This window comes from Prochlorococcus sp. MIT 0916 (assembly GCF_047305155.1).
GTDB lineage: Bacteria > Cyanobacteriota > Cyanobacteriia > PCC-6307 > Cyanobiaceae > Prochlorococcus_B.
In genome coordinates, this window is record NZ_CP138980.1 from 623,354 (window position 1) to 645,024 (window position 21,671).

At 36.1% G+C, this 21,671-nt stretch carries 21 protein-coding genes; 13 read left to right on the forward strand and 8 right to left on the reverse strand.

Features of this window, described 5'->3' with window-relative positions:
* Positions 1–137: 137 nt before the first annotated feature.
* Positions 138–1,838: a DNA polymerase III subunit gamma/tau gene (locus SIB53_RS03255; protein WP_413678768.1), complete on the forward strand. Its 1,701-nt coding sequence runs from the start codon at positions 138–140 to the stop codon at positions 1,836–1,838.
* Positions 1,839–1,852: 14 nt separating this feature from the next.
* Here SIB53_RS03255 and SIB53_RS03260 read toward each other — a convergent pair whose 3' ends face one another.
* Both SIB53_RS03260 and SIB53_RS03265 read right to left on the reverse strand, forming a co-directional pair.
* A complete protein-coding gene (locus tag SIB53_RS03260; protein ID WP_413678769.1) occupies positions 1,853–3,169 on the reverse strand; it encodes a glycosyltransferase in 1,317 nt (438 codons plus the stop codon).
* A gap of 45 nt (positions 3,170–3,214) precedes the next feature.
* A complete protein-coding gene (locus SIB53_RS03265) occupies positions 3,215–4,702 on the reverse strand; it encodes a SpoIID/LytB domain-containing protein (protein ID WP_413678770.1) in 1,488 nt (495 codons plus the stop codon).
* A gap of 158 nt (positions 4,703–4,860) precedes the next feature.
* Between SIB53_RS03265 and rpmI the strand changes: the two genes are divergently transcribed.
* The 7 genes from rpmI (at position 4,861) to SIB53_RS03300 (ending at position 9,657) form a co-directional block, all read left to right on the forward strand.
* The gene (gene rpmI / locus SIB53_RS03270; RefSeq protein WP_038654742.1) at positions 4,861–5,058 is read left to right on the forward strand and encodes a 50S ribosomal protein L35; all 198 of its coding nucleotides are present in this window, start codon (positions 4,861–4,863) and stop codon (positions 5,056–5,058) included.
* A 52-nt stretch (positions 5,059–5,110) separates the two neighbouring features.
* The gene (rplT, locus tag SIB53_RS03275) at positions 5,111–5,458 is read left to right on the forward strand and encodes a 50S ribosomal protein L20 (RefSeq protein WP_413678771.1); all 348 of its coding nucleotides are present in this window, start codon (positions 5,111–5,113) and stop codon (positions 5,456–5,458) included.
* A 153-nt stretch (positions 5,459–5,611) separates the two neighbouring features.
* Positions 5,612–6,169 carry a tetratricopeptide repeat protein gene (locus SIB53_RS03280; protein ID WP_413678772.1) on the forward strand — a complete coding sequence of 186 codons (558 nt, stop codon included), beginning with the start codon at positions 5,612–5,614 and terminating at the stop codon, positions 6,167–6,169.
* A 29-nt stretch (positions 6,170–6,198) separates the two neighbouring features.
* Positions 6,199–7,005, forward strand: a complete 807-nt coding sequence (locus tag SIB53_RS03285) for a thiazole synthase (protein WP_413678773.1) — start codon at positions 6,199–6,201, stop codon at positions 7,003–7,005.
* Positions 7,006–7,054: 49 nt separating this feature from the next.
* Positions 7,055–7,222, forward strand: a complete 168-nt coding sequence (locus SIB53_RS03290; RefSeq protein ID WP_413678774.1) for a high light inducible protein — start codon at positions 7,055–7,057, stop codon at positions 7,220–7,222.
* A 56-nt stretch (positions 7,223–7,278) separates the two neighbouring features.
* Positions 7,279–8,472 (forward strand): NAD-dependent epimerase/dehydratase family protein, encoded by a 1,194-nt coding sequence (locus SIB53_RS03295; protein WP_413678775.1) that lies wholly within the window; start codon positions 7,279–7,281, stop codon positions 8,470–8,472.
* A gap of 36 nt (positions 8,473–8,508) precedes the next feature.
* Complete coding sequence (locus tag SIB53_RS03300; protein WP_413678776.1) at positions 8,509–9,657, forward strand: glycosyltransferase family 4 protein; 1,149 nt, start codon at positions 8,509–8,511, stop codon at positions 9,655–9,657.
* Positions 9,658–9,660: 3 nt separating this feature from the next.
* Here the strand turns inward: SIB53_RS03300 and SIB53_RS03305 are convergent, their stop codons facing one another.
* The 5 genes from SIB53_RS03305 to SIB53_RS03325 form a co-directional block, all read right to left on the reverse strand.
* Positions 9,661–9,921: a hypothetical protein gene (locus SIB53_RS03305; RefSeq protein WP_413678777.1), complete on the reverse strand. Its 261-nt coding sequence runs from the start codon at positions 9,919–9,921 to the stop codon at positions 9,661–9,663.
* A 123-nt stretch (positions 9,922–10,044) separates the two neighbouring features.
* Positions 10,045–12,951, reverse strand: coding sequence for an aminomethyl-transferring glycine dehydrogenase (gcvP, locus tag SIB53_RS03310; RefSeq protein ID WP_413678778.1), 2,907 nt, complete (start codon positions 12,949–12,951; stop codon positions 10,045–10,047).
* Between the two features lie 101 nt (positions 12,952–13,052).
* Positions 13,053–13,439: a glycine cleavage system protein GcvH gene (gene gcvH / locus SIB53_RS03315; protein ID WP_413678779.1), complete on the reverse strand. Its 387-nt coding sequence runs from the start codon at positions 13,437–13,439 to the stop codon at positions 13,053–13,055.
* Between the two features lie 20 nt (positions 13,440–13,459).
* Entirely contained in the window at positions 13,460–14,725 is a 1,266-nt protein-coding gene (locus SIB53_RS03320; protein ID WP_413678780.1) for an aminotransferase class I/II-fold pyridoxal phosphate-dependent enzyme, read from the reverse strand.
* A 36-nt stretch (positions 14,726–14,761) separates the two neighbouring features.
* Positions 14,762–15,496: a hypothetical protein gene (locus SIB53_RS03325; protein ID WP_413678781.1), complete on the reverse strand. Its 735-nt coding sequence runs from the start codon at positions 15,494–15,496 to the stop codon at positions 14,762–14,764.
* Positions 15,497–15,575: 79 nt separating this feature from the next.
* Here SIB53_RS03325 and SIB53_RS03330 point away from each other — a divergent pair, with 79 nt between their 5' ends.
* The 5 genes from SIB53_RS03330 to SIB53_RS03350 are packed head-to-tail and all read left to right on the forward strand — an operon-like array spanning position 15,576 to position 21,081.
* Positions 15,576–16,505, forward strand: a complete 930-nt coding sequence (locus tag SIB53_RS03330; RefSeq protein ID WP_413678782.1) for an acyl-CoA desaturase — start codon at positions 15,576–15,578, stop codon at positions 16,503–16,505.
* Between the two features lie 43 nt (positions 16,506–16,548).
* Positions 16,549–17,007: a 50S ribosomal protein L9 gene (rplI, locus tag SIB53_RS03335; RefSeq protein WP_413678783.1), complete on the forward strand. Its 459-nt coding sequence runs from the start codon at positions 16,549–16,551 to the stop codon at positions 17,005–17,007.
* A 57-nt stretch (positions 17,008–17,064) separates the two neighbouring features.
* Entirely contained in the window at positions 17,065–18,483 is a 1,419-nt protein-coding gene (dnaB, locus tag SIB53_RS03340; protein WP_413678784.1) for a replicative DNA helicase, read from the forward strand.
* 34 nt (positions 18,484–18,517) lie between these two features.
* A complete protein-coding gene (gene mnmG, locus SIB53_RS03345; RefSeq protein ID WP_413678785.1) occupies positions 18,518–20,488 on the forward strand; it encodes a tRNA uridine-5-carboxymethylaminomethyl(34) synthesis enzyme MnmG in 1,971 nt (656 codons plus the stop codon).
* A 5-nt stretch (positions 20,489–20,493) separates the two neighbouring features.
* Positions 20,494–21,081, forward strand: coding sequence for a chorismate lyase (locus SIB53_RS03350; RefSeq protein WP_413678786.1), 588 nt, complete (start codon positions 20,494–20,496; stop codon positions 21,079–21,081).
* A 5-nt stretch (positions 21,082–21,086) separates the two neighbouring features.
* On the opposite strand, the gene SIB53_RS03355 is transcribed toward SIB53_RS03350, so the two are convergent.
* Complete coding sequence (locus SIB53_RS03355; protein ID WP_413678787.1) at positions 21,087–21,620, reverse strand: RNA helicase; 534 nt, start codon at positions 21,618–21,620, stop codon at positions 21,087–21,089.
* Between the last annotated feature and the right edge of the window lie 51 nt (positions 21,621–21,671).

The following is a 21,671-nucleotide window of genomic DNA, read 5'->3' on the forward strand; positions in this document are numbered from 1 at the left end:
TTCTTCTTTTCTTCTATTTAATTAGAAAAATTATAATATTTGGAAAAATTAAATTAGTCACATATTTAATGAATGATTATAAATTTTGAATATGATCAGATGAATAAAAATTAAATTCAAAGATATTTGAATTGCAAATGATAAAGACTTATGAGCCGTTACATCATAAATACCGCCCATCAAGCTTTGACGAGCTGGTTGGGCAAGGTCCAATTACATCTACATTAAAACAAGCATTAATAAGTAATCGAATTGCGCCTGCATATATATTTACTGGCCCTAGAGGAACAGGTAAAACATCAAGCGCAAGAATTTTCGCAAAATCCTTAAATTGCTTGAAGAGTGAAAAAGCTACAACCGTACCTTGTGGCGAATGTGAACTATGTAAGGGAATTAACTCTGGCAATGCATTGGATGTAATTGAAATTGATGCAGCTTCCAATACAGGTGTTGAAAATATTCGTGAATTAATAGAAAGATCTAGATTTGCGCCAGCAAAAGCTCGCTGGAAAGTTTATGTAATAGATGAATGCCATATGCTCTCAACTGCCGCGTTTAATGCACTTCTAAAGACCTTAGAAGAACCGCCCCGTCAAGTTGTATTTATTCTTGCGACAACAGATCCTCAACGCGTTTTACCTACAATTCTTAGTAGATGTATGCGCTTTGATTTCAGAAGAATAGCATTAAATGATTTAGAAAATCATTTAATGAGTATTGCTAAAAAAGAAGAAATTTCAATAAACAAAGAGGCACTATCGTTAATTGCAAAACATTCCCAAGGAGGGTTAAGAGATGCCGAAAGTTTACTTGATCAAGTTAGTTTACTTCCTCCACCAATAACTCAATTAAACATCATTAATTTAATTGGGGCCGTACCAGAAGAAGAATTAATTACATTAGCTAAATCTTTAATAAATAAAGATCCTAATTCTATTCTTAAAATTTGTAATCGCCTCATTAATGAAGGGAAAGAGCCAATTGCAATTTTACAAGGAATAGCATCTATATTAAGAGACTTAGTTATCACTACAGTGACAAATAAACAAACTAATTTATGTAATATTTCTCAAGAGAATAGTGAAAGCTTAATAGACTTAGCAACGTCTATCAACCTTTCTCAAATACTCAAGCTTCAGGCTAAATTGAAAGGATCAGAAAACAATATAAGAAACAGCAATCAACCAAAGTTATGGTTGGAAATTCATTTACTGGGAATGCTTGCAGATGAAGATTCAAAAGACAATAATCGAATCAAACAATCTTTTCCTAGAACAAGGATATCCGATGATTCTGAACCTAAAGATTCAGATCACAAACCAGAAAAAATCGAACCTACTACTTCCAAGGAATTAAAAAAAACAAATTATAAGGACGACTTTAAACACAATGAAGATCTAAACCTTGCTGATATCTGGAAGAAAGTCATAGCCATGTTAGAGCTTCCTTCCACTAAAATGCTACTTTCACAACAAGCTAAGTTAATAAATTTAAACTCAGATTCTGCTGAAATAGTAATTTCCGAAAAGTGGATAAATATGATTCAAAGTCGAAAAAATCTAATAGAAGATGCTTTTTATAAAGCAAGAGGATCATCAACTAAAGTTCTTTTAATACAACAAAAGGACAACCTATCCAAGCTCCAAAAAGAAAATAAAAAGTCTCAGCTCATAGAACAAACAAATGAATTGAAAGTTAATAAAGAATTAAATAAAAATAATTGCGAGAAAAAAGAGAAAAAAATAGAACCAAAAATTAATTTAGAAACAAACTCTATTGATCAAAAAGCTAAGCAATTTGCAGACTTCTTTAATGGAGAAATTGTAGATCTTGAATGATTCGATTAATTAAATCAAGAACCAATATGATCAGTTTTTTCCCAAATTAAAGTCTTACGAAATAATGACATTTTAATAACTATGAATGGTATAACAATAAACCAATGTGCAAGGTAAATTGTTGCTCCAAGTATATTAATAAAAGTAGGAGATGGTAATCTTGGACCTTCACTATTTTTAGAACATCCTTTCCAAAAAGCTAAACTAGAAATACCAAATGCAGCTATAGATAAAGGCCAATATAATGGACTCTCATATAAAATAATTGATACAAAAAAATCTATAAACGATACAACTGGTAACACATATTGCAACAAGAAAAAGCAAGTTAAATCTATTTTCTTAAAGTTGGATAGACGTTTTGAGATTAATAAAGGCCAGTAATCGAAAAACCTTTGCAAACCTCCCTCAGCCCATCTTTTTCTTTGTCTAAATAAAGCCGGTAATGTTTCAACTGCTTCCTCTTGAATAGGTGGATCCCACATTACGACTATTGGCGATCGAGTCAACAAAAACCTGAAACTTAAATCTAAATCGTCAGTGATTGTTTGTTCATTAAAGCCTCCACAAGATTCAAGAACTTTTCTATTAATCAATTGACCATTACCTCTTAACTCCGAAACACCACCACTAGCAAGTCTGCCTCTTTGAATAACTGCATCCATTGCCATCTCCATTGCTTGATACGAAGCAATTTTATTCAACTCACAATTCACAACTGATTTTCTTAATTGCACACCAGACCATCCGCCATGCAAAGCAAGAGCTATTGCTCTAAGTAATACATTGCTCTGTAATTGTGCATCAGCGTCAAGAATAAATAACCATTCTCCATTGGTTTTAGTCAATACAGAATTCAAAGCTCCTGATTTACCACCTCCACTCATCAATGGACGACTTAAAACATTAATTTTAGAGCAACTTGTACGTAATTTTTGTAATAAGTCAGGTGTTCGATCTTGACTACCATCATCAATTATCCATAGAGAAAGTTTTTCCTCTGGATATTCGATTGATAAAAGTCTTGAAACTAATCGCTCTATTACATTTTCTTCATCACGTGCTGCCACTAACACATCAATTTTGGGAAGAGTTTCAAAAAATTTTTTATCCGTAATTAGATGCTCTTGTTGTAATCGATAATTTTCCCTGCGATCTCCTAAAACAACTCTCAAGCCATACCCCCCCAAAAACAAAGCCAAAATAATTGAAGGGAGTAAATTATTTGGAGGCTCCATTAAATGAGGAGAAATCCCTGCCAAAGCGCAGCAAATCAAAAACAATATTGATTTAATGCGTCGGTTTTCTCCACTGATTTTGGCTAAAGCCATGGAGTAGTCCTTTTATCAACTAGTGACTCTAAGAGGCTTTCATCACTAAGGCAAAAATCCATATTTAGTTTTTGGATAATAATGAGAAAGAATTTGTTTGGTAGTCCATCCATTTTTCGCTAACTCTATAGCCCCAGACTGAGACATTCCTGCTCCGTGCCCAAAACCTCCACCAGAAAAAAGCCATTTACCTTCTTTAATTTCTTTAACAACAAATAATGTGCTTGGTAATTGCCTGAAAACACGTCGAATGTCATCAAGTTTAAGGAAAATTTCTGAGCCTGTCTTTCCATTAATTTTCAAAGAAGTGACTCTCCCACTGCTGCCTCTAGTTACAACTTTAATTTTATTTGGATAAAAAGGACTGCTAACTTTTTTAGCTTGATTAAGTTGTTTAGATATCTGAGAGGACTCTATCGTTTTTTCCCATCTGAAAAGTGGATGATCAGAACCAAAAGCTTCAGACTTAGAGTATAAAAACGATTTTAAATTATTTTCATTTGATAAAGGTAAATCAACAGTTCGAGTCCACTGTTTTGGTCCATCCACACGCACTTGCAAATAAGGAACTTGTTTAATTGACCATGCTTCATCGACTGAAGCCATTACTCCACCATTTGTAGCGTGATAAACAGTATTTATTGGCTTATTATTCCAAGTAAGAATTTTGCCAGCAGTTTTTTTTATAGCTCGTTTAATTTTTTGATTAACTTTAGATGGATCCTTGTAAACCTGACATTGCGTATCACTACAAAGATTGTATCCATCAACTTTGAATCTATGACGATTAGCCAAAGCCCATGTTCTAGCAAGTACAGCCTGCGCAGCTAGTGCTGCTTCAGGAGAGCTGGCACCAATTTCGTAAGGAACTACTCCATGTAAATATCTCTCAATTGGAACATGCTCAACTAATGTCCAACTTCCATATGCATCTGACTGGATCGAAAACGGACCCAAGTATATTCCCTTCTTCCAGCGCAAACCATCAGGGGCTTTCAAAGAGATAGGACCTTTGAGAGCAATTTTTCCATTATTTCCATACAAATAAGGCAAAACAGTCTTTGCAACTTTAATTTTTTGATAAGTCGACTTCATTGATAGTGGAAGCTCAATGTCGCCTGAAACCCAAACCTCCCAATCCAACGGATGAGCAATAGTTGATTCAATACCTTGCTTTTTTAAATCATTTGCCAATCTTTCAGCAGACTCGAAACTTGCAAAGGGACCAATTGTCTTTCGAACAAATACTTTTGGATTTAATAATTCTTTTGCTCGCCAACCAATATTAATTTCTTGAGCCTTCCGAATGACTCCATTAGCATCTTTTAAAATCAAGTTTCTGCCATTACTTATAAGCCTCAACGATGGCGAATTATTATCATTAATTATTTCCTTTCCCAAGTATGGCTGTATCCCAACAAGCAACACATTTTTTTCTAAACTAATTGAAGGTGTTTTAGAAGGGGCATCATGCGTGGCAAAAGATTTAACTTTGCGAGGATTCGCGGTACAAACTTGATTTGAAAAATGCACACTAATGAAGAGACATAAACCAAAACTCAAACAACGCTTTTGTCTCTGTAAATAACTTTTAATCACCACAAAAATCTCCTTACAGCAAAAATTTAATAATTTGGCTTGGCTTAAGTGAGCTCAAGGACGTATTCTTATAGACTAACTATGCTTCATAAATGCCAAAGCTCAAGACCCGCAAAGCTGCTGCAAAGCGGTTCAAAGCAACAGGCACTGGCAAGTTCATGAGACGTCGTGCATTTCACAATCACTTACTCGACCATAAGAGCCCAAAATTAAAAAGGCACCTTAAAACAAAAGCAGTCGTAGACGAACGTGATGCAGAAAATGTAAGCCTTATGCTTCCCTATGCTTAAAAGTTCTTAAGAACGTTTATTAATTCATTTTCTTGATTTCTGATTATTAATTATGGCACGCGTTAAAAGAGGTAATGTCGCAAGAAAACGTAGAAACAAAATCCTTCGTCTTGCTAGAGGGTTTCGAGGAGGGAATGGAACTCTTTTCCGAACAGCAAATCAAAGAGTAATGAAAGCTCTTTGCAACGCTTATAGAGACAGACGAAGAAGAAAGCGTGATTTCAGAAGACTTTGGATTGCCAGAATCAATGCAGCCGCAAGATTAAATGGATTAAGCTATAGCAAGTTTATGGGTAGCTTAAAGAAAGCAGATATAAGAATTAACAGAAAGATGTTGGCTCAATTAGCTGTTACAGATCCTAAAACATTCACAAATATTGCAGTCAATTCAAAAGGTTAAATATGCTTGAGTAGTGTTTTTCTACGTTCAAGGTAGTTATTCGTGGATGATTAATGAAAATAAAAGAATACAGAAGAAAATCCAAAAATTAAGAATATGCTAATAATAAATAATTACTATACGCTCAACGAATCAGTCAAAGACTTCTAGCCGATGATCGAGAATCTTCCTCAAACTTATTTAATAGGACTAAGTTTACTTTTAGTAATTATTGCTATTTTAGTAGGAAGACAACTATATAAAGTAAGAAAAGATGAAATGAAACTAATAAAATTAGAGGAAGAGGATTCAAATACAAAAGAAGATTCAGCTAAAATGTATGAATTAGCATCTGTTCAATTAAAAAAAAGATTATATCCTCAAGCCACATCAACTTTAAAACAAGCATTAAAGAAACTTGACGGTGAACCACAAGAAGCTAAAGCACTTATAGAAAATGCATTAGGTTTTGCACTTGCTGCTCAAAATGACTTTAAATCAGCCGTAATTCATTACAAAAAAGCATTAACAGCAAAATCTGAGTATCCAGTTGCACTTAATAATCTCGGTTTTGCTTATCAACGTTTACTAAAAGAAGATGAAGCTTATAAAAACTATCAAGAGGTTTTAAAACTAGATCCTAATAACAAAACTGCTATCTCTCAAATTAAAAGACTTGAACGTATAATTGGAAAAGATAAAGATCAATTATTGAATAAAAAAGGTTTCTAAATAACTCTTAATTCATCATATTATTATCCATGCAAAAAACAAATCAATTTCTGAAAATAGGAAATAAAGAATTCAAAAGTAGGCTTCTTGTTGGAACTGGTAAATACTCATCCTTAGAGATCATGCAAAAAAGTCTGGTAAATACAAAATGTGAAATAGTTACAGTCGCAGTTAGAAGAATTCAAGGATTAAAGAATGGACATAAAGGATTAATGGAATCCATAGACTGGAAAAGTATATGGATGCTACCAAATACAGCAGGTTGCTCGAATGCGGAAGAAGCTATTCGAGTAGCAAGACTGGGAAGAGAACTAGCAAAGTTAGCAGGTCAAGATAATAATAATTTTGTCAAATTAGAAGTTATTCCTGACAAGAAATATTTATTACCCGACCCAATTGGAACTTTAAAAGCAGCAGAACAATTAGTCAAAGAAGGATTTACTGTTCTTCCCTACATAAATTCTGATCCATTAATTGCAAAACAACTGGAAGAAATTGGATGTGCAACTGTTATGCCTCTAGGTTCACCCATTGGATCTGCTCAAGGCATAAGAAATGCGGCAAATATTGCCATGATTATCGAAGAATCTCGAATCCCTATCATTATTGATGCAGGTATTGGAGTTCCAAGTGAAGCAGCTCAAGCGTTGGAAATGGGCGCTGATGGGGTTCTTATAAATAGTGCTATTGCTTTAGCTGCAAACCCAGTTTTAATGGCTCAAGCCTTTTCTAAGGCAACTGAAGCTGGCAGAGAAGCTTATCTATCTGGAAGGCTCCAAGAGAACATAATGGCCAATCCCAGCTCTCCAGTGGATGGAGTTATTTCAAATAATTAGAGTAATTCGTTAAAAATTAGTAACGTAATACTCTAGTAAACAAAAAACCATGGCAGTAACTAGAGAAAGTCAAGGCAGGCTTAATGTTTTTGCAGATGAACCACGCATTGAAATACTAACAAAAGAAAGCAGTGGCAACAAAGGTTCTTGGCTTTTTACCCTTGCTGGAGTTATCCTTGTAATTGGGCTTATCGCATATTCTTTAACAATCAAGTGAAACCCTTGTAGTAGCTTGAATAATATGAGCATTTGCTCTTTCTTTTGGAGTTTAGAGTGAAAGTTTTCGTTCTTGGTGGTGACGGCTTCTGCGGATGGCCTTGTGCAGTAAATCTTGCTGACAAGGGTCATGACGTATTCATCGTCGATAATCTCAGTCGTCGAAAAATCGATATAGACCTTGAAGTTGAATCCTTAACTCCAATTACAAGTATTGGTGAAAGGATTAAAGCCTGGTCTGAGATAGGTGGAAGACCTATTAAATTTATTCATTTGGACCTTGCGTCAGAATACCAAAAGCTTTTAGATCTATTGATCGAAGAAAAGCCTGATTCAATTATTCATTTTGCTGAACAGCGTGCTGCTCCATATTCGATGAAAAGTAGCGCAACCAAAAGATATACAGTTGATAACAATGTCAATGGTACTCACAATCTCCTTGCAGCTATTGTTGAATCTCAATTAGATATTCACATTGTTCATCTTGGAACAATGGGAGTGTATGGTTATGGGTCACATAGAGGCGCGACGATTCCTGAAGGTTACTTAAAGGTTGAAGTACCACAACCAGATGGCAGTCGTTTTGAAGAAGAAATCCTTCATCCAGCTAGCCCTGGAAGCGTTTATCACATGACAAAAACGCTTGATCAATTACTCTTTCTTTACTACAACAAAAATGACCTGATCAGAATCACTGATCTTCATCAAGGAATTGTATGGGGAACAAATACTGATGTCACAAGCCGTGACCCAAGACTAACTAATCGATTTGACTATGACGGTGATTATGGAACAGTATTAAATAGATTTTTAATGCAGGCTGCTATTGGATATCCATTAACAGTCCATGGGACTGGTGGACAAACAAGAGCTTTTATTCACATTCAAGATTCAGTAAAATGTGTTCAGCTTGCACTGGAGAACCCTCCTGAAAAAGGAGAAAGGGTTAAAATTTTCAACCAAATGACAGAAAGTCACCAAGTTGGTGAATTAGCTAAAAAAGTAGCTTCTCTCACAGGGGCAAAGATTAATTATCTTCCAAATCCAAGAAACGAAGCCGTCGAAAATGATTTGATAGTTGATAATCGGTGTTTTATTGAGCTTGGATTAGACCCCACAACTCTCGATAATGGTCTTCTAGCAGAAGTTGTAGATGTAGCTAAAAAATTCTCCAATCGGTGTGATTTAAAACGAATACCTTGTGTATCTGCATGGACATCAACCCAAGCAAAAGCAATCAATAAATCCTAAACCTAACTAGTACACAATCTTGAAAAGACTCGCTCAGTGAAAATAGCTTTCTTTACAGAAACTTTCCTACCCAAAGTTGATGGAATAGTCACGCGACTAACTAAAACAATTCAAAATTTAGTTCAATCAGGTGATGAGGTTACCGTTTTCTGTCCTGAAGGCTGTCCATCAAGCTATATGGGTGCAAAAGTTATTGGTGTCCCCGCGATGCCATTACCTTTATATCCAGAACTCAAATTAGGTCTTCCTGGGCCAGGTGTTTCAGATGAATTAGAAAACTTTAAACCTGACCTGATACATGTCGTTAACCCTGCAGTACTTGGATTGGGTGGTATATGGCTAGCTAAAACAAACAATATTCCACTTGTAGCCAGTTACCACACACATTTACCTAAATATTTAGAACATTATGGAATGGGGATGTTAGAACCGCTTTTATGGGAGTTATTAAAAGCTGCTCATAATCAAGCAACTTTAAATCTGTGTACTTCTACTGCAATGGTGCAAGAGCTTTCAGACAAAGGAATTCAAAATACAGCTCTATGGCAAAGAGGAGTTGATACGGACATTTTCAAACCAGAGCTAAGAGACAAGGAAATGAGAAAGCGTCTTTTAGGAAACTTTAGCGATGAAGGCTCTCTATTGATATACGTCGGTAGACTCTCAGCAGAAAAACAAATTGAAAGAATTAAACCTGTCCTTGAAGCATTACCAAGCACTCGACTAGCTCTTGTTGGTGACGGTCCATATAGACAACAACTAGAAAAAATTTTCCAGGGAACCTCTACTACCTTTGTGGGATATTTAAGTGGGAATGAATTAGCAAGTGCTTATGCATCTGGTGATGCTTTCTTATTTCCCTCAAGTACAGAAACTCTTGGGTTAGTGCTTTTAGAAGCAATGGCTGCTGGATGCCCAGTTGTAGGGGCAAATAAAGGTGGAATACCAGATATCATTTCAGATGGAGAAAATGGATGTTTATATAACCCTGATGGAGAAAATGACGGGGCCTTAAGTTTAATTGAAGCCACACAAAAATTATTGGGCAACGAAGTAGAACGCACGGCAATGAGAAAATCAGCTCGTTCAGAAGCTGAGAGATGGGGATGGCCAGGAGCTACAAAACAATTGAGAAGTTATTACGAAGAGGTACTAGACAAAAACCAATCAAATGTAGCTGCTTAATTTTTACGCAGCGTGAGGAGGTGGAGTAGGTGAATCAAACGATTGCAAAGGTAATACCAATGTTGCCCATGTAGAAATTTTTGCTGGTCTTTGTTTCTTAGGCTGTCGAACCCCAAATGGGACTCTAACTACATTAGTTCCAGAAACTTGTAAAAGTTCTCCTTTATTTAAAACAGATTCAAAACAATTAGCAAAAGAAGGCAAGGATAACTCTTCCTTTTTATTCATTTGATCTGGAAAATCAAAAGATGTCTTTTTGGTCATTTGGTCCCCATATAATTTAAAGCTGCGGCAAAATTAATAGAAAAAATTGCAAAACAGCCAAAAATAACCAATGATTTGGTTTTCGCTTGAAATTTAACTAATAAAACATGTTTTAACCAGTCTTTAAAAAGAATTAGTATCTTCTAACTCTTGAACTGAAGGACAACTACATATCAAATTTCTGTCCCCATAAGCGTTATTAATACGTGAAACTGATGGCCAAAATTTATATTTTTCTTGCTCAGGCAATGGATAAGCGGCTTCTTTACGGGAATAAGGTCTATCCCAATCATCAGATGTCACTGTTTTTAAAGTATGTGGAGATCGTTTTAAAGGATTATTAATAGGATCAATATTGCCTAATTTTATTTGTTCAATTTCTTCTCGTATTCCAATCATCGCATCACAAAAACGATCTAATTCAGACAAACTTTCACTCTCTGTAGGTTCAACCATCAAAGTTCCAGCAACAGGCCAACTGATTGTTGGAGCATGAAATCCATAATCCATCAATCTCTTAGCAACATCCTCAACTTCTATACCTAACTGACTCTTTAAAGGTCGTAAATCTAAGATGCATTCATGAGCTACCAAGCCATTAGGATCTTTAAATAAAACTGGATAATAAGGATCAAGTCGTTTTGCTAGATAATTAGCAGAAAGAATTGCGATTGAACTTGCTCTGCGCAAACCATCGCTACCCATCATTCGAATATACATCCAACTAATGGGCAATATTCCAGCGCTACCAAATGGAGCAGCAGAGACTGCTGAAATAGCCTGTTCACCTCCACACTTCACAATTGAATGTCCAGGAAGATAAGGAACCAAATGAGCTGCAACAGCTATGGGTCCGACTCCTGGTCCTCCTCCTCCGTGTGGAATGGCAAAAGTTTTATGAAGATTTAAATGGCACACATCTATGCCATAAGATCCTGGTCTGCAAATACCTACTTGAGCATTCAGATTTGCACCATCCAAATAAACCTGACCTCCCTCATCATGAATAACTTGGCATATTTCACGAATATTAGGCTCAAATACTCCATGAGTTGAAGGATAGGTAACCATCAATGCAGCCAAATTCTTTGAATGATTCTTTGATTTATTTCTTAAGTCTGCTAAATCAACATTACCGTATTCATCACATTTAACAGAAACAACTTTAAATCCAGACATGACAGCACTAGCTGGATTGGTACCGTGAGCACTGGCTGGGATCAAGCATATGTTTCTATGCCCCTCTCCAAGAGATTGATGCCATGAACGTATTACAAGTAATCCAGCAAATTCTCCTTGAGAGCCTGCATTTGGCTGAAGAGACACTCCCTGAAAGCCAGTTAAAACAGACAGCCAACTTTCAAGATCATTAATTATTTCCTGGAATCCAGCTAATTGAGCATGAGGAGCGAAAGGATGAATAGAAGAAAACTCGCTCCATTCAATAGGTAAAAGTTCCGCAGCTGCATTTAATTTCATTGTGCAACTACCAAGAGGAATCATTCCTTGAACCAAAGAAAAATCTTTCGAAACTAGAGAATGTATGTATCTCATTAAATCAGTCTCACTTTGATATTGATTAAATACCGATTGTTCAAGCCAAGGTTTTTCTCGAAGTGGGATATCTATTAGTGGTTCATTTTCATTCATCAATTTCGAAAGATCAATAACATTTTTTCCTTTCACTTTTGCCAGTATTTGATATAATTTATAAATTTCTTTATCACAAGTTAATTCATCAAAAGTCACACCAAAACCCTTAGCCATCTGAATATTTGATCCAATTGGAAGCACTCTCAGGTTGTATCCTTCTTCAGAGGCGAATTGAATAACTTTTGATGCTTCTGAGCAATAGATATCAATACTGTCAAACCTGGAATATCTTTCTAAAGGATAGTCAAGATTGCTTAAAATAGATTCAAAGCATAATCTATATTTAACGATCTTTTTTGCTATTTGTTTAAGACCATTTGGACCGTGATGTACTGCATAAAAAGAGGAAAGAACAGCTAATAAAACTTGAGCAGTACAAATATTACTTGTTGCTTTATCTCTTCGAATATGTTGCTCTCTTGTTTGAAGGGCAAGCCGCAAAGCTTGATTGCCTTCGACATCAACTGATTGGCCGACTATCCTTCCTGGTATTTGTCTTTTATATATTTCTTTAGTTGCAAAAAAAGCTGCATGTGGTCCGCCACAAGCTATAGGTACTCCAAACCTTTGCGCACTTCCAACAACAATATCTGCACCAAATTCTCCCATAGGTTTAATCAAAACTTGAGCCAAGGGATCGATTGCAATGGTTACAATTGCATCAAATTTGTGTCCCTGATTAATTATCGAGGTTGGGTCCCAAATACGACCATTTTTCCCAGGTAACTGAATAAGTATCCCGAAGACATTATTATCAATTTCAAAATTCTTATTATCAAAGATCTCAAGTACAATTCCTAGCGGTTCACATCGAGTTTTTAATACATCAAATGTTTGAGGGAAAATTTCTTGATCTACTAAAAATTTATTAGCATTTGCATTTTTTCTAACAGCCCAACTCAAACTTATTGCCTCAGCTGCCGCAGTTGCTTCATCAAGTAAAGATGCATTTGATATGGGCAAACCTGTTAATTCACTTATTAAAGTCTGAAAATTAAATAAGGCTTCTAATCTACCTTGCGATATTTCTGCTTGATAAGGTGTATAAGCTGTGTACCAATTGGGATTTTCTAGAACATTTCTTTGTACAACTGGAGGTATAACAGTCGAATGATAACCAAGCCCAATCAGAGAACGATTTTCAACATTTTTGTTTGAAATTATTTTGATTTCTTTTAACGCTTCATTCTGATCACACCCACATGCGATAGAAACACCATTGTTTTCTAAATCAAATATTTCATTGGGAATTACAGAAGATATGAAATCTTCTGAATTTGCATAACCAAGATGTTGAAGCATAAAAGCTTCGTCTTCATTGGTTGGACCTAAATGGCGAGACTTAAAAGTGAAATCCTTTAATTCTGCTTTTGACATGAGCTTGTTCTCAAGCACAAGCAAGTTAAGTTATTGGAGGGAAGGCCACTGTAGAGAAAAATTTCCTGATTTGTTGTAAGAAAAAATTATTAAGTACAATTTTATGCAGAAAGTTTCTTTGAATAAGTTTCAGAATCCATAAGCTCTTTTAATTGACCAGGGTTCTCAGGACGAATGATTAATAACCAACCTTCACCATGAGGATCATTCTGAAGTTCCTCTGGGCTTGACAAAACAGAATTGTTTCTATGAACAATTTCTCCACTAACTGGTGCATACATATCTTCTACAGCCTTTACTGATTCCACTGAGCCAAAGCTTTCTCCTTTAACTATTGCCGTCCCTTCATCTGGTAGATCAACAAAAACGATGTCTCCCAACTGATCAACCGCAAATTCACTAATGCCAATCCGAACTAATGCATCATCAGCAAAAGCATATTCATGACTGTCAGCAAAACGAAAATGATCTGGGAAGGAAAAAGCCATTGCGTCAAAACGAAAAAGGCTTAATCATTCTGGGGCATTTTGATCAATCCTGCCTTAAATAAATTGGATAATGCATGAATTAAAGCAATTTTGACATGAGAGCGATGGGATCCTCCTTGAATAAATAGATCAAATGGAGGTTTCATTGGAGCATCAGCTGAAAATTCACTCGTACTCCCATCTACGAAAGTTCCTCCAGCCATGACTAAGTTATTTTCATAACCTGGCATTGGAGCAGGTATTGGATCCAGAAAAGATCCAACTGGTGATTTTTCCTGAAAAGATCTACAAATAATTTGTAAAATTTCTGGATCACCTATTCTTATTACTTGGATCAAATCAGTTCGTATAGAACCAGGGGTTGGCAAAACTTGGAAGCCCAATTCGTTAAATGTAGCGGAAATAATCTCTGCACCAATTAGGGCCTCTGCAACCATTTGAGGCGCAAGAAAAAGTCCTTGTAAAATAGTTCTATTTAGGTCAAAAGAAATACCCCCATCAGATCCAATGCCTGGAGCTGTCAAGCGGCAACATGCCTTATCCACTAAATCAACTTTTCCCGCAATATATCCACCAGTAGGGACGATAGTTCCCCCTAAATTTTTTATTAAAGAACCTGCAATCAAATCTGCCCCTACAGAGGTTGGTTCTTTAGTTTCGACAAATTCTCCATAGCAATTATCAACAAAACAAATACTATTAGGTTGAATCTTATGGCATAAAAAACAAATCTCTTTAATAACATCAATACTCAAAGATGGACGCCATGTATAACCACAACTACGTTGTATAAAAATTAGTTTCCTAGGAATATGTAAAGCTTTTTCTAACGCTACAAAATCTATATTTCCTTCATTGTTTAAAGATATCTCTTCATAGTTAATACCAAACTCAATTAAGGATCCTTGACCATTACCCCTTAAACCAATGACTTCTTCAAGTGATTCGTAGGGCCTTCCAGTGACAGATAACAAATAATCTCCTGGTCTTAAGACACCAAACAAAGCTGATGTAATGGCATGAGTACCGCTAACAAATTGAAGCCTCACTGCCGCTTTTTCAGCTTCTAAAACATCTGCAAAAATTTTATCAATTATATCTCTGCCTAAATCTCCGTGTCCATAGCCAGTTAACGATGCAAAATGTTGCACATTTAGATGAGAGTCAGAAAAAGCCTTTAATACTTTTTCTAATTTAAATATTATACTATCAGTCTTTTCTTGAATTGATAAATATAATTTTTTTTCTATATTATTAATAAAATTTTGAACAGATTTGTCTAGCATATGGTTTTTAATTAAACATATTAAAATTTTACAATATTAATCTGAAAAAATGATTTCTAATTTTTCTTGATCTTGAAGTAATAATCCTCTTTGGCGAAGATTCTCCAAAAAGTCATCTGCACCCTGCAAATTATTTGTATTTAACAATTTATTAGTTGCATGTAAGTCTAACAATTCACCATCAAGTTCTTCTGCTGTGTAATCTTTTAAACCTGCCATAACCGCTTCAAATCTATCTCTTCGTTGCTTTTTACTTACTGGATATGCTGACATAACTTGTTCTCTACACATTCTCCACGATCTTCCTTTACATAAATAGTCAGCCAAAGCAGCGCTTAGCACAGAGGCCTCAGCTTCCTCAATAAACCAATCAAAGGAGGAAGGTAGAGATGCTAAACCAACAAAAATCTCAAAAAAGTCACCTGCAGAAAGAGGATTATTGTCATTACCTTCGACAGCGATAGCTGATTCTTGAAGCGATCTATGCAACTCAGGATGAACGCTCAATATTTGACTTTCTATATTTTCCAACCCACGTGAAAGAGCTTGATTGACCTTACCCAAAGCAAAAAATACTTCGGGGCTTGGAGAGACAAGTTTTCCATTTCGTAGATTTGAAATTTGAGAACTATGAACTCTCCCTAGATCCAAGCATTCAGCCAATGCAGGAAGAACTTTATGAGACCAACCATTACGCTCATGCCATACATGAACTAGATGAGCCATCGCCCTTCTACCTGCAGTCAATTGGTCCCGAAAACTAGAGGTCACAAATCACATTCAAGATTGACAGATAGACCTGATTAGGATCCTTATCGTATATTATATACACCAAGTAGACGGATCACTAATGGTTTCAAGTTTAATCGAGGCTTCGGCTCCATTAAAAAAACCAGTTGCTGCCGATAAAGCGATGGCTGCATCGAAGAAGCTCCAAGGGCGTGTACCAAGACGGATTCATAACCAAAGAGCAAGAAAAAGATGGGGAACAGTAATATTCATGTTGACAATACATGTTTTGACAATATTTACCTTACAAGCTCAATTTTGGAGCTGGTTAGCATTTTCTGGATTTATTTTCTTATATTGGTTAACTGCTTGCTTAGGAGTAACTACAGGATATCATCGCCTTCTTTCACATCGTTCGTTTCAAGTTCCAAAATGGCTTGAACGATTTTTTGCAACTTGTGGAGCATTAAGTTGCCAGCATGGACCAATTGATTGGGTTGGTCTTCATAGACATCATCATACTTTTTCCGATACTGAAGCGGATCATCATGACAGTAACAAAGGATTTTGGTGGAGTCACATGGGATGGATGTTTGAAGATGTCCCTGCCATGAAAGCCGTACCAAGACTGTCTGGAGATTTAATAAAAGATCCTTACTATCGCTTCTTAAATAAAAATTTCTTACTTTTGCAAATACCTTTAGGCGCAACGCTCTATCTAATTGGCCAATCAGCAGGCGTTGGAGGATGGGCAATGGTTCTATGGGGAATTCCTCTAAGACTAGTTTTTGTGTATCACATAACTTGGCTAGTTAATTCAGCAACTCATTGTTGGGGTTCTATTGCATATGAGAGTGGGGATAATTCCAAAAATAATAAATGGGTTGCAGCGCTTACATTTGGAGAAGGGTGGCACAATAATCATCATGCTTTTCCTAATTCAGCGAAGCATGGCCTTCAACGAAATCAAATAGATCTAACTTGGCAACACATACGTTTTTTGAAAGCAATTGGCTTAGCCAAAAAAATTAGACTCCCTGTCGCGTCGTAATATTACTAACAACAATTAAATAGCATTAATTAATTTTCGATCCATGGCTAAGAGAGTTCAAGTTGTTCTTAATGAAGACATAAAAAGTCTTGGCAATGATGGTGACCTTGTTGAGGTTGCTCCCGGTTTTGCAAGAAACTTTTTATTGCCCAACAAAAAAGCATTACCAGTTACTCCAACTGTTTTAAAACAAGTTGAGCACAGAAGAGCAAAACAAGCAGAAAAAGAGGCTGCTAAAAAACAAGAAGCTCTTGATTTCCAAACAGCTCTGACAACAATTGGAAGATTTACTGTCAAAAAACAAGTAGGAGAAGATGGAGTCTTATTCGGAACAGTGACAAATGGAGATGTAGCAGAAGTTATAAAAGAAGCCACCAAAAAAGATATAGATCGTAGAGACATATCTGTCCCTGAGATACATGGTATTGGGAAATATAAAGTGCAAATCAAACTTCATAACGAAGTAAATGCTGAGATCAACCTTGAAGTTACAAGTTACTAATAGTTGCATCTTTGCCTGAACAAGCCAAAGTAGGTGTCCTTGTCCAACAAGCAGTAAATGATAAGTACCCCCTCTTCAAATAACGGGGATTTTTCAAAACAGGATAGAGATTTTGGAGCTTTTAATAATTCCAAGATTGAGAAGCCTCGTTTTGAAGCTCAACCTGACCAAATACCACCACAAAATTTGGAAGCAGAGGAATCTGTTCTTGGCGGAATTTTATTGGATCCTGATGCGATAGGACGAATAGCTGATTTGCTACAAATTGAAGCTTTTTATATATCTGCTCATCGAGAAATATATAGAACAGCATTAATGCTACATAGCCAAGGCAAGCCTACGGATTTAACAGCAATGAGCGCTTGGCTTGCTGATACAAATTCTTTAGAAAAAGTCGGAGGCAACAACCGATTAGTTGAACTGGTTGAGAGGGTTACATCTACAGCCTCAATTGAACAAGTTGCTAAATTAATCAGCGATAAATTTCTTCGCAGACAACTAATTAAATCTGGAAATGATGTGATCAAATTAGGCTTTGATCAAAGCCTTCCAATGGAAGAAGCCATTGATCAAGCTGAACAAAAAATCTTTGCTATTAGCCAAGAGCAACCATCCAAAGGTTTAACACCTACTGCAGAAATCCTGACAAGTACTTTCAATGAAATAGAAAGTAGATCACTAGGTACATCAGTTGCAGGCATACCAGTTAATTTTTACGATCTGGATGCAATGACACAAGGACTTCAAAGGAGCGATCTAATAATTGTTGCAGGCAGACCAGCAATGGGAAAAACTTCAATTGTTCTTAATTTGGCTAAAAACGTAGCGCAACTGCATGACCTGCCTGTTTGTGTATTCAGTCTTGAGATGAGTAAAGAGCAACTAACTTACAGACTGCTATCAAGCGAGGTAGGTATTGAGAGCAGTCGATTAAGAACTGGTCGTTTGCAACAAGATGAATGGCCATTACTTGGTCAAGGTATTAATACACTTGGTCAATTACCAATCTTCATTGACGACAAACCAAATTCAAGTGTTCTCGAAATGAGGTCCTTATGTCGTCGCCTAATTGCTGAACAAGGTAAAGAGCTGGGGCTAATCGTAATTGATTATCTACAACTAATGGAGGGTACTTCGCCCGATAATCGAGTTCAAGAAATCTCAAGGATTACCAGAGGTCTTAAGGGTATGGCAAGAGAACTTAAAGTCCCTGTTATCGCGTTATCTCAATTAAGTAGAGGAGTTGAATCAAGAACCAATAAAAGACCAATGCTCAGCGATCTTCGTGAATCTGGCTCAATAGAACAGGATGCGGACTTGGTTCTAATGATTTATAGGGATGAGTATTACAATCCAGAAACAACTGATAGAGGAATTACAGAAGTTATCGTGACAAAACACCGAAATGGACCTGTTGGAACAGTTAAATTACTTTTTGAACCCCAATTCACTAGATTTAGAAATCTTGCTGCTTAATTATTCGAAAATTAAATTCCTAAATGCTTAATTGATGATTACCAAACAATCTTCAAATGAAAGTTTTGACGTAATTGTTGTAGGGGGCGGTCATGCAGGCTGCGAGGCTGCACTAACTTCAGCAAGATTAGGATTGAATACAGCTTTATTTACACTCAATTTAGATCGCATTGCATGGCAACCATGTAATCCCGCAGTAGGCGGACCAGCTAAAAGTCAATTAGTTCATGAGGTTGACGCGCTAGGAGGGATCATCGGAAAATTAGCCGATTTAACAGCTCTTCAAAAAAGGATCCTTAATGCAAGCAGAGGGCCTGCAGTTCGAGCATTGAGAGCACAAACAGATAAGCGGTTATATGCGCATGAAATGCTAAAAATCCTTCAAAACACTCCCAATTTAAAGATTAGAGAGGCAATGGTTACTGGGCTAGAAATTGAACATTATCCCAATCAGATTGAAAAACACACATCAGAAATTCAAGAAAGAATTGGATTTATAAAGGGAATTAAAACCTATTTTGGAAGCGTTTTTCATGCAAAAGCAGTTGTACTTACAACAGGAACCTTTTTAGGAGGCAGAATTTGGATTGGCAATCAATCAATGAGCGCAGGTCGAGCAGGAGAGCAGGCCTCTGAAGGGTTAACTGAAGAATTGCAAAAGTTAGGCTTTACTACTGATCGTTTGAAAACAGGAACCCCTGCTCGCGTCGATAGAAGAACTATTGATCTTGACTCCCTAGATGAGCAATTGAGTGATGCTTCAGATAAATTCTTTTCGTTTGATCCTCTTTCTTGGAAAAGTGGAGAGCAAATGAGTTGTCATATCACGAGAACAACAAAAAAAACTCACCAACTTATTAAAAATAATCTTCATTTAACTCCTATTTATGGAGGTTTTATTGATAGTAAAGGTCCAAGATATTGCCCATCAATTGAAGATAAAATTGTACGTTTTGCTGACAAAGATTCACACCAAATTTTCTTAGAGCCCGAAGGTAGAGATACTCCGGAAATGTATGTACAAGGTTTTTCAACTGGACTGCCCGAAAACTTACAATTAGAACTTTTAAGGACTCTACCAGGCTTGCAAAATTGCGTAATGCTTCGACCTGCTTATGCAGTTGAATATGATTATATTCCAGCCACACAATTAGAAGCAACACTAGAGACAAAAAGAATAAGTGGTTTATTTAGCGCAGGGCAATTAAATGGAACAACAGGATACGAAGAAGCAGCTGCACAAGGTTTAGTAGCAGGTTTAAATGCTGCAAGATTAGTAAACAATAAAGAAGGATTTATTTTTGAAAGAGAGAGTAGTTATATAGGAACTATGATTGATGATTTAGTTACAAAAGATTTAAAAGAGCCATATAGAGTATTAACTAGTAGAAGTGAATATAGATTAATTTTAAGAGGTGATAATGCAGACAGGCGATTAACTCCGCTAGGTTACAAATTAGGGTTGATTGATGAAAGAAGGTGGAAAATTTTTAATACTAAACAAAATTTGATCGATCAAGAGAAAAAAAGATTAGAAAAAGAGCGCATTAAAGAAAGTGATAAATGTGCAAAAGAAATATATTCCTCAACTGGAACAGCTATTAAAGGTTCAATAACACTAGCAAATTTCCTGAGAAGAACAAATATTCACTATAAAGACCTAATTAATTATAATTTAGCAACTAAGATTATTCCTTTAGATGTTGAAGAAGGAGTTGAGATAGATATTAAGTATACTGGTTACTTAGAAAGACAAAAATCTCAAATAAATCAATTAAAACAGCAAAGTAAAAAGTTATTGCCAAAAAATTTAAATTACAATGACATAGAAACACTATCTAAAGAAGCCAGGGAAAAATTAACAATTTCTCAGCCCAAAAGCCTTGGTCATGCTGCTCAAATTCCAGGAGTAAGCAAAGCTGATCTCACGGCACTTCTGGTATGGTTAAAGATAGAGCAAATGAAAAAAGCTGAAAGAAAAGATTCACTTCAAATCAAAAGTTGATAACAGTGAATTCACGTCAATCTCAATTACGTTCTCCTGAAGTGATTTGGAAAGCATCGAAAGAAAGTGTTCTTTCAGGAAAGGGGAATCATAAGCTCTCTGGAGCTTGGCAGTTAATGCTCTTGGGTGACGGCAGCCCAACAAGACATCTAAAACTATTAACAGGTCATGAAGTTGCCATAAAGGTTATTTCAATGGAAACAGAAAATAATAATGAAACTGGTGTACCAGAAGAAGTCAATGAACTAGAGCCACCTTTGATAAGAAGACAAGTTTGGCTGACATGCGGAAACTTAACCCTGGCATGGGCTGAAAGCTGGTGGAATTATCAAGAAGCAGAAAAACATCTGCAAAATAAAGACCAACCAATCTGGAAAAGCTTGACCCAAGGACGCTCAGAGCTTTTTAGAGAAGTTGACGGATTGGGATTAGTTAATGCTAATTGGCTGAAATCAGAATTTAATGAAGATGGTCCTTTTTGGAGTAGGCATTATCGATTTTTTCGTCAACAAAAAGAATTAACTGTAATTAGAGAAGTTTTCAGCCCCAAACTAGAAAAATGGTTAGGCCCAATACCAAGAAAGGCTTTTTAAAAAAACTAGTATTTTCTTCTACTAGATCTTGGTATGTTTTTTCTTCTTTGAGTAGTTCGTTCATCTAGAAAAGAATCGTTTAAATCGGGTGCATTTTTCTTAATTAAATTATCTTGTCTTTCCCACTTATTTAATTTAAAAGATTGATCATCTGGCCATTCATCAAGTGCATCTGAATTATTACTCCTTCGTTCAATCTGAGGTGGTAAAGCTTTAGGAGCTCTTAAGGAAATAGCACTTAAGGGTCTTTTTCTATTGTTTATGCTTTCTTGAAGAGGTTCATCATCTAAATCTTCATTATCCAACCAATCGTCATCATCCTCAAAAAACCAATCAATTTTTTCTTCCACCCAACGACCAACTTTTTCGAAATTTGCTGAAGTCTCTTTGTCTTGCCACCCTCCCCTTCTTTGACCAGGGCGATTACCTGCAACACCATCTACAACTTGTTTGCCAGTTTGTATCCATTTATCCATTCTACGATCAAGGGGCTCTCGAGATCGCTGACGATTTTGATTCCGATTGTTATATGGGCTCATCTTTTAAATTTAACGCTTTCAAACCAACAAGTGAATCACCGTAAAGATGAA

Excerpts from the sequence above, each read along its gene's own strand:
- SIB53_RS03260 (WP_413678769.1), bottom strand. The coding sequence starts at position 3,169 with ATGGCTTTAGCCAAAATCAGTGGAGAAAACCGACGCATTAAATCAATA.
- SIB53_RS03330 (WP_413678782.1), top strand. The coding sequence starts at position 15,576 with ATGGTTTCAAGTTTAATCGAGGCTTCGGCTCCATTAAAAAAACCAGTT.
- SIB53_RS03280 (WP_413678772.1), top strand. The coding sequence starts at position 5,612 with ATGATCGAGAATCTTCCTCAAACTTATTTAATAGGACTAAGTTTACTT.
- gcvH (WP_413678779.1), bottom strand. The coding sequence starts at position 13,439 with ATGGCTTTTTCCTTCCCAGATCATTTTCGTTTTGCTGACAGTCATGAA.
- mnmG (WP_413678785.1), top strand. The coding sequence starts at position 18,518 with ATGATTACCAAACAATCTTCAAATGAAAGTTTTGACGTAATTGTTGTA.
- dnaB (WP_413678784.1), top strand. The coding sequence starts at position 17,065 with ATGATAAGTACCCCCTCTTCAAATAACGGGGATTTTTCAAAACAGGAT.
- SIB53_RS03290 (WP_413678774.1), top strand. The coding sequence starts at position 7,055 with ATGGCAGTAACTAGAGAAAGTCAAGGCAGGCTTAATGTTTTTGCAGAT.
- rplI (WP_413678783.1), top strand. The coding sequence starts at position 16,549 with ATGGCTAAGAGAGTTCAAGTTGTTCTTAATGAAGACATAAAAAGTCTT.
- SIB53_RS03305 (WP_413678777.1), bottom strand. The coding sequence starts at position 9,921 with ATGACCAAAAAGACATCTTTTGATTTTCCAGATCAAATGAATAAAAAG.
- rplT (WP_413678771.1), top strand. The coding sequence starts at position 5,111 with ATGGCACGCGTTAAAAGAGGTAATGTCGCAAGAAAACGTAGAAACAAA.
- rpmI (WP_038654742.1), top strand. The coding sequence starts at position 4,861 with ATGCCAAAGCTCAAGACCCGCAAAGCTGCTGCAAAGCGGTTCAAAGCA.
- SIB53_RS03255 (WP_413678768.1), top strand. The coding sequence starts at position 138 with ATGATAAAGACTTATGAGCCGTTACATCATAAATACCGCCCATCAAGC.
- SIB53_RS03285 (WP_413678773.1), top strand. The coding sequence starts at position 6,199 with ATGCAAAAAACAAATCAATTTCTGAAAATAGGAAATAAAGAATTCAAA.
- gcvP (WP_413678778.1), bottom strand. The coding sequence starts at position 12,951 with ATGTCAAAAGCAGAATTAAAGGATTTCACTTTTAAGTCTCGCCATTTA.
- SIB53_RS03320 (WP_413678780.1), bottom strand. The coding sequence starts at position 14,725 with ATGCTAGACAAATCTGTTCAAAATTTTATTAATAATATAGAAAAAAAA.
- SIB53_RS03355 (WP_413678787.1), bottom strand. The coding sequence starts at position 21,620 with ATGAGCCCATATAACAATCGGAATCAAAATCGTCAGCGATCTCGAGAG.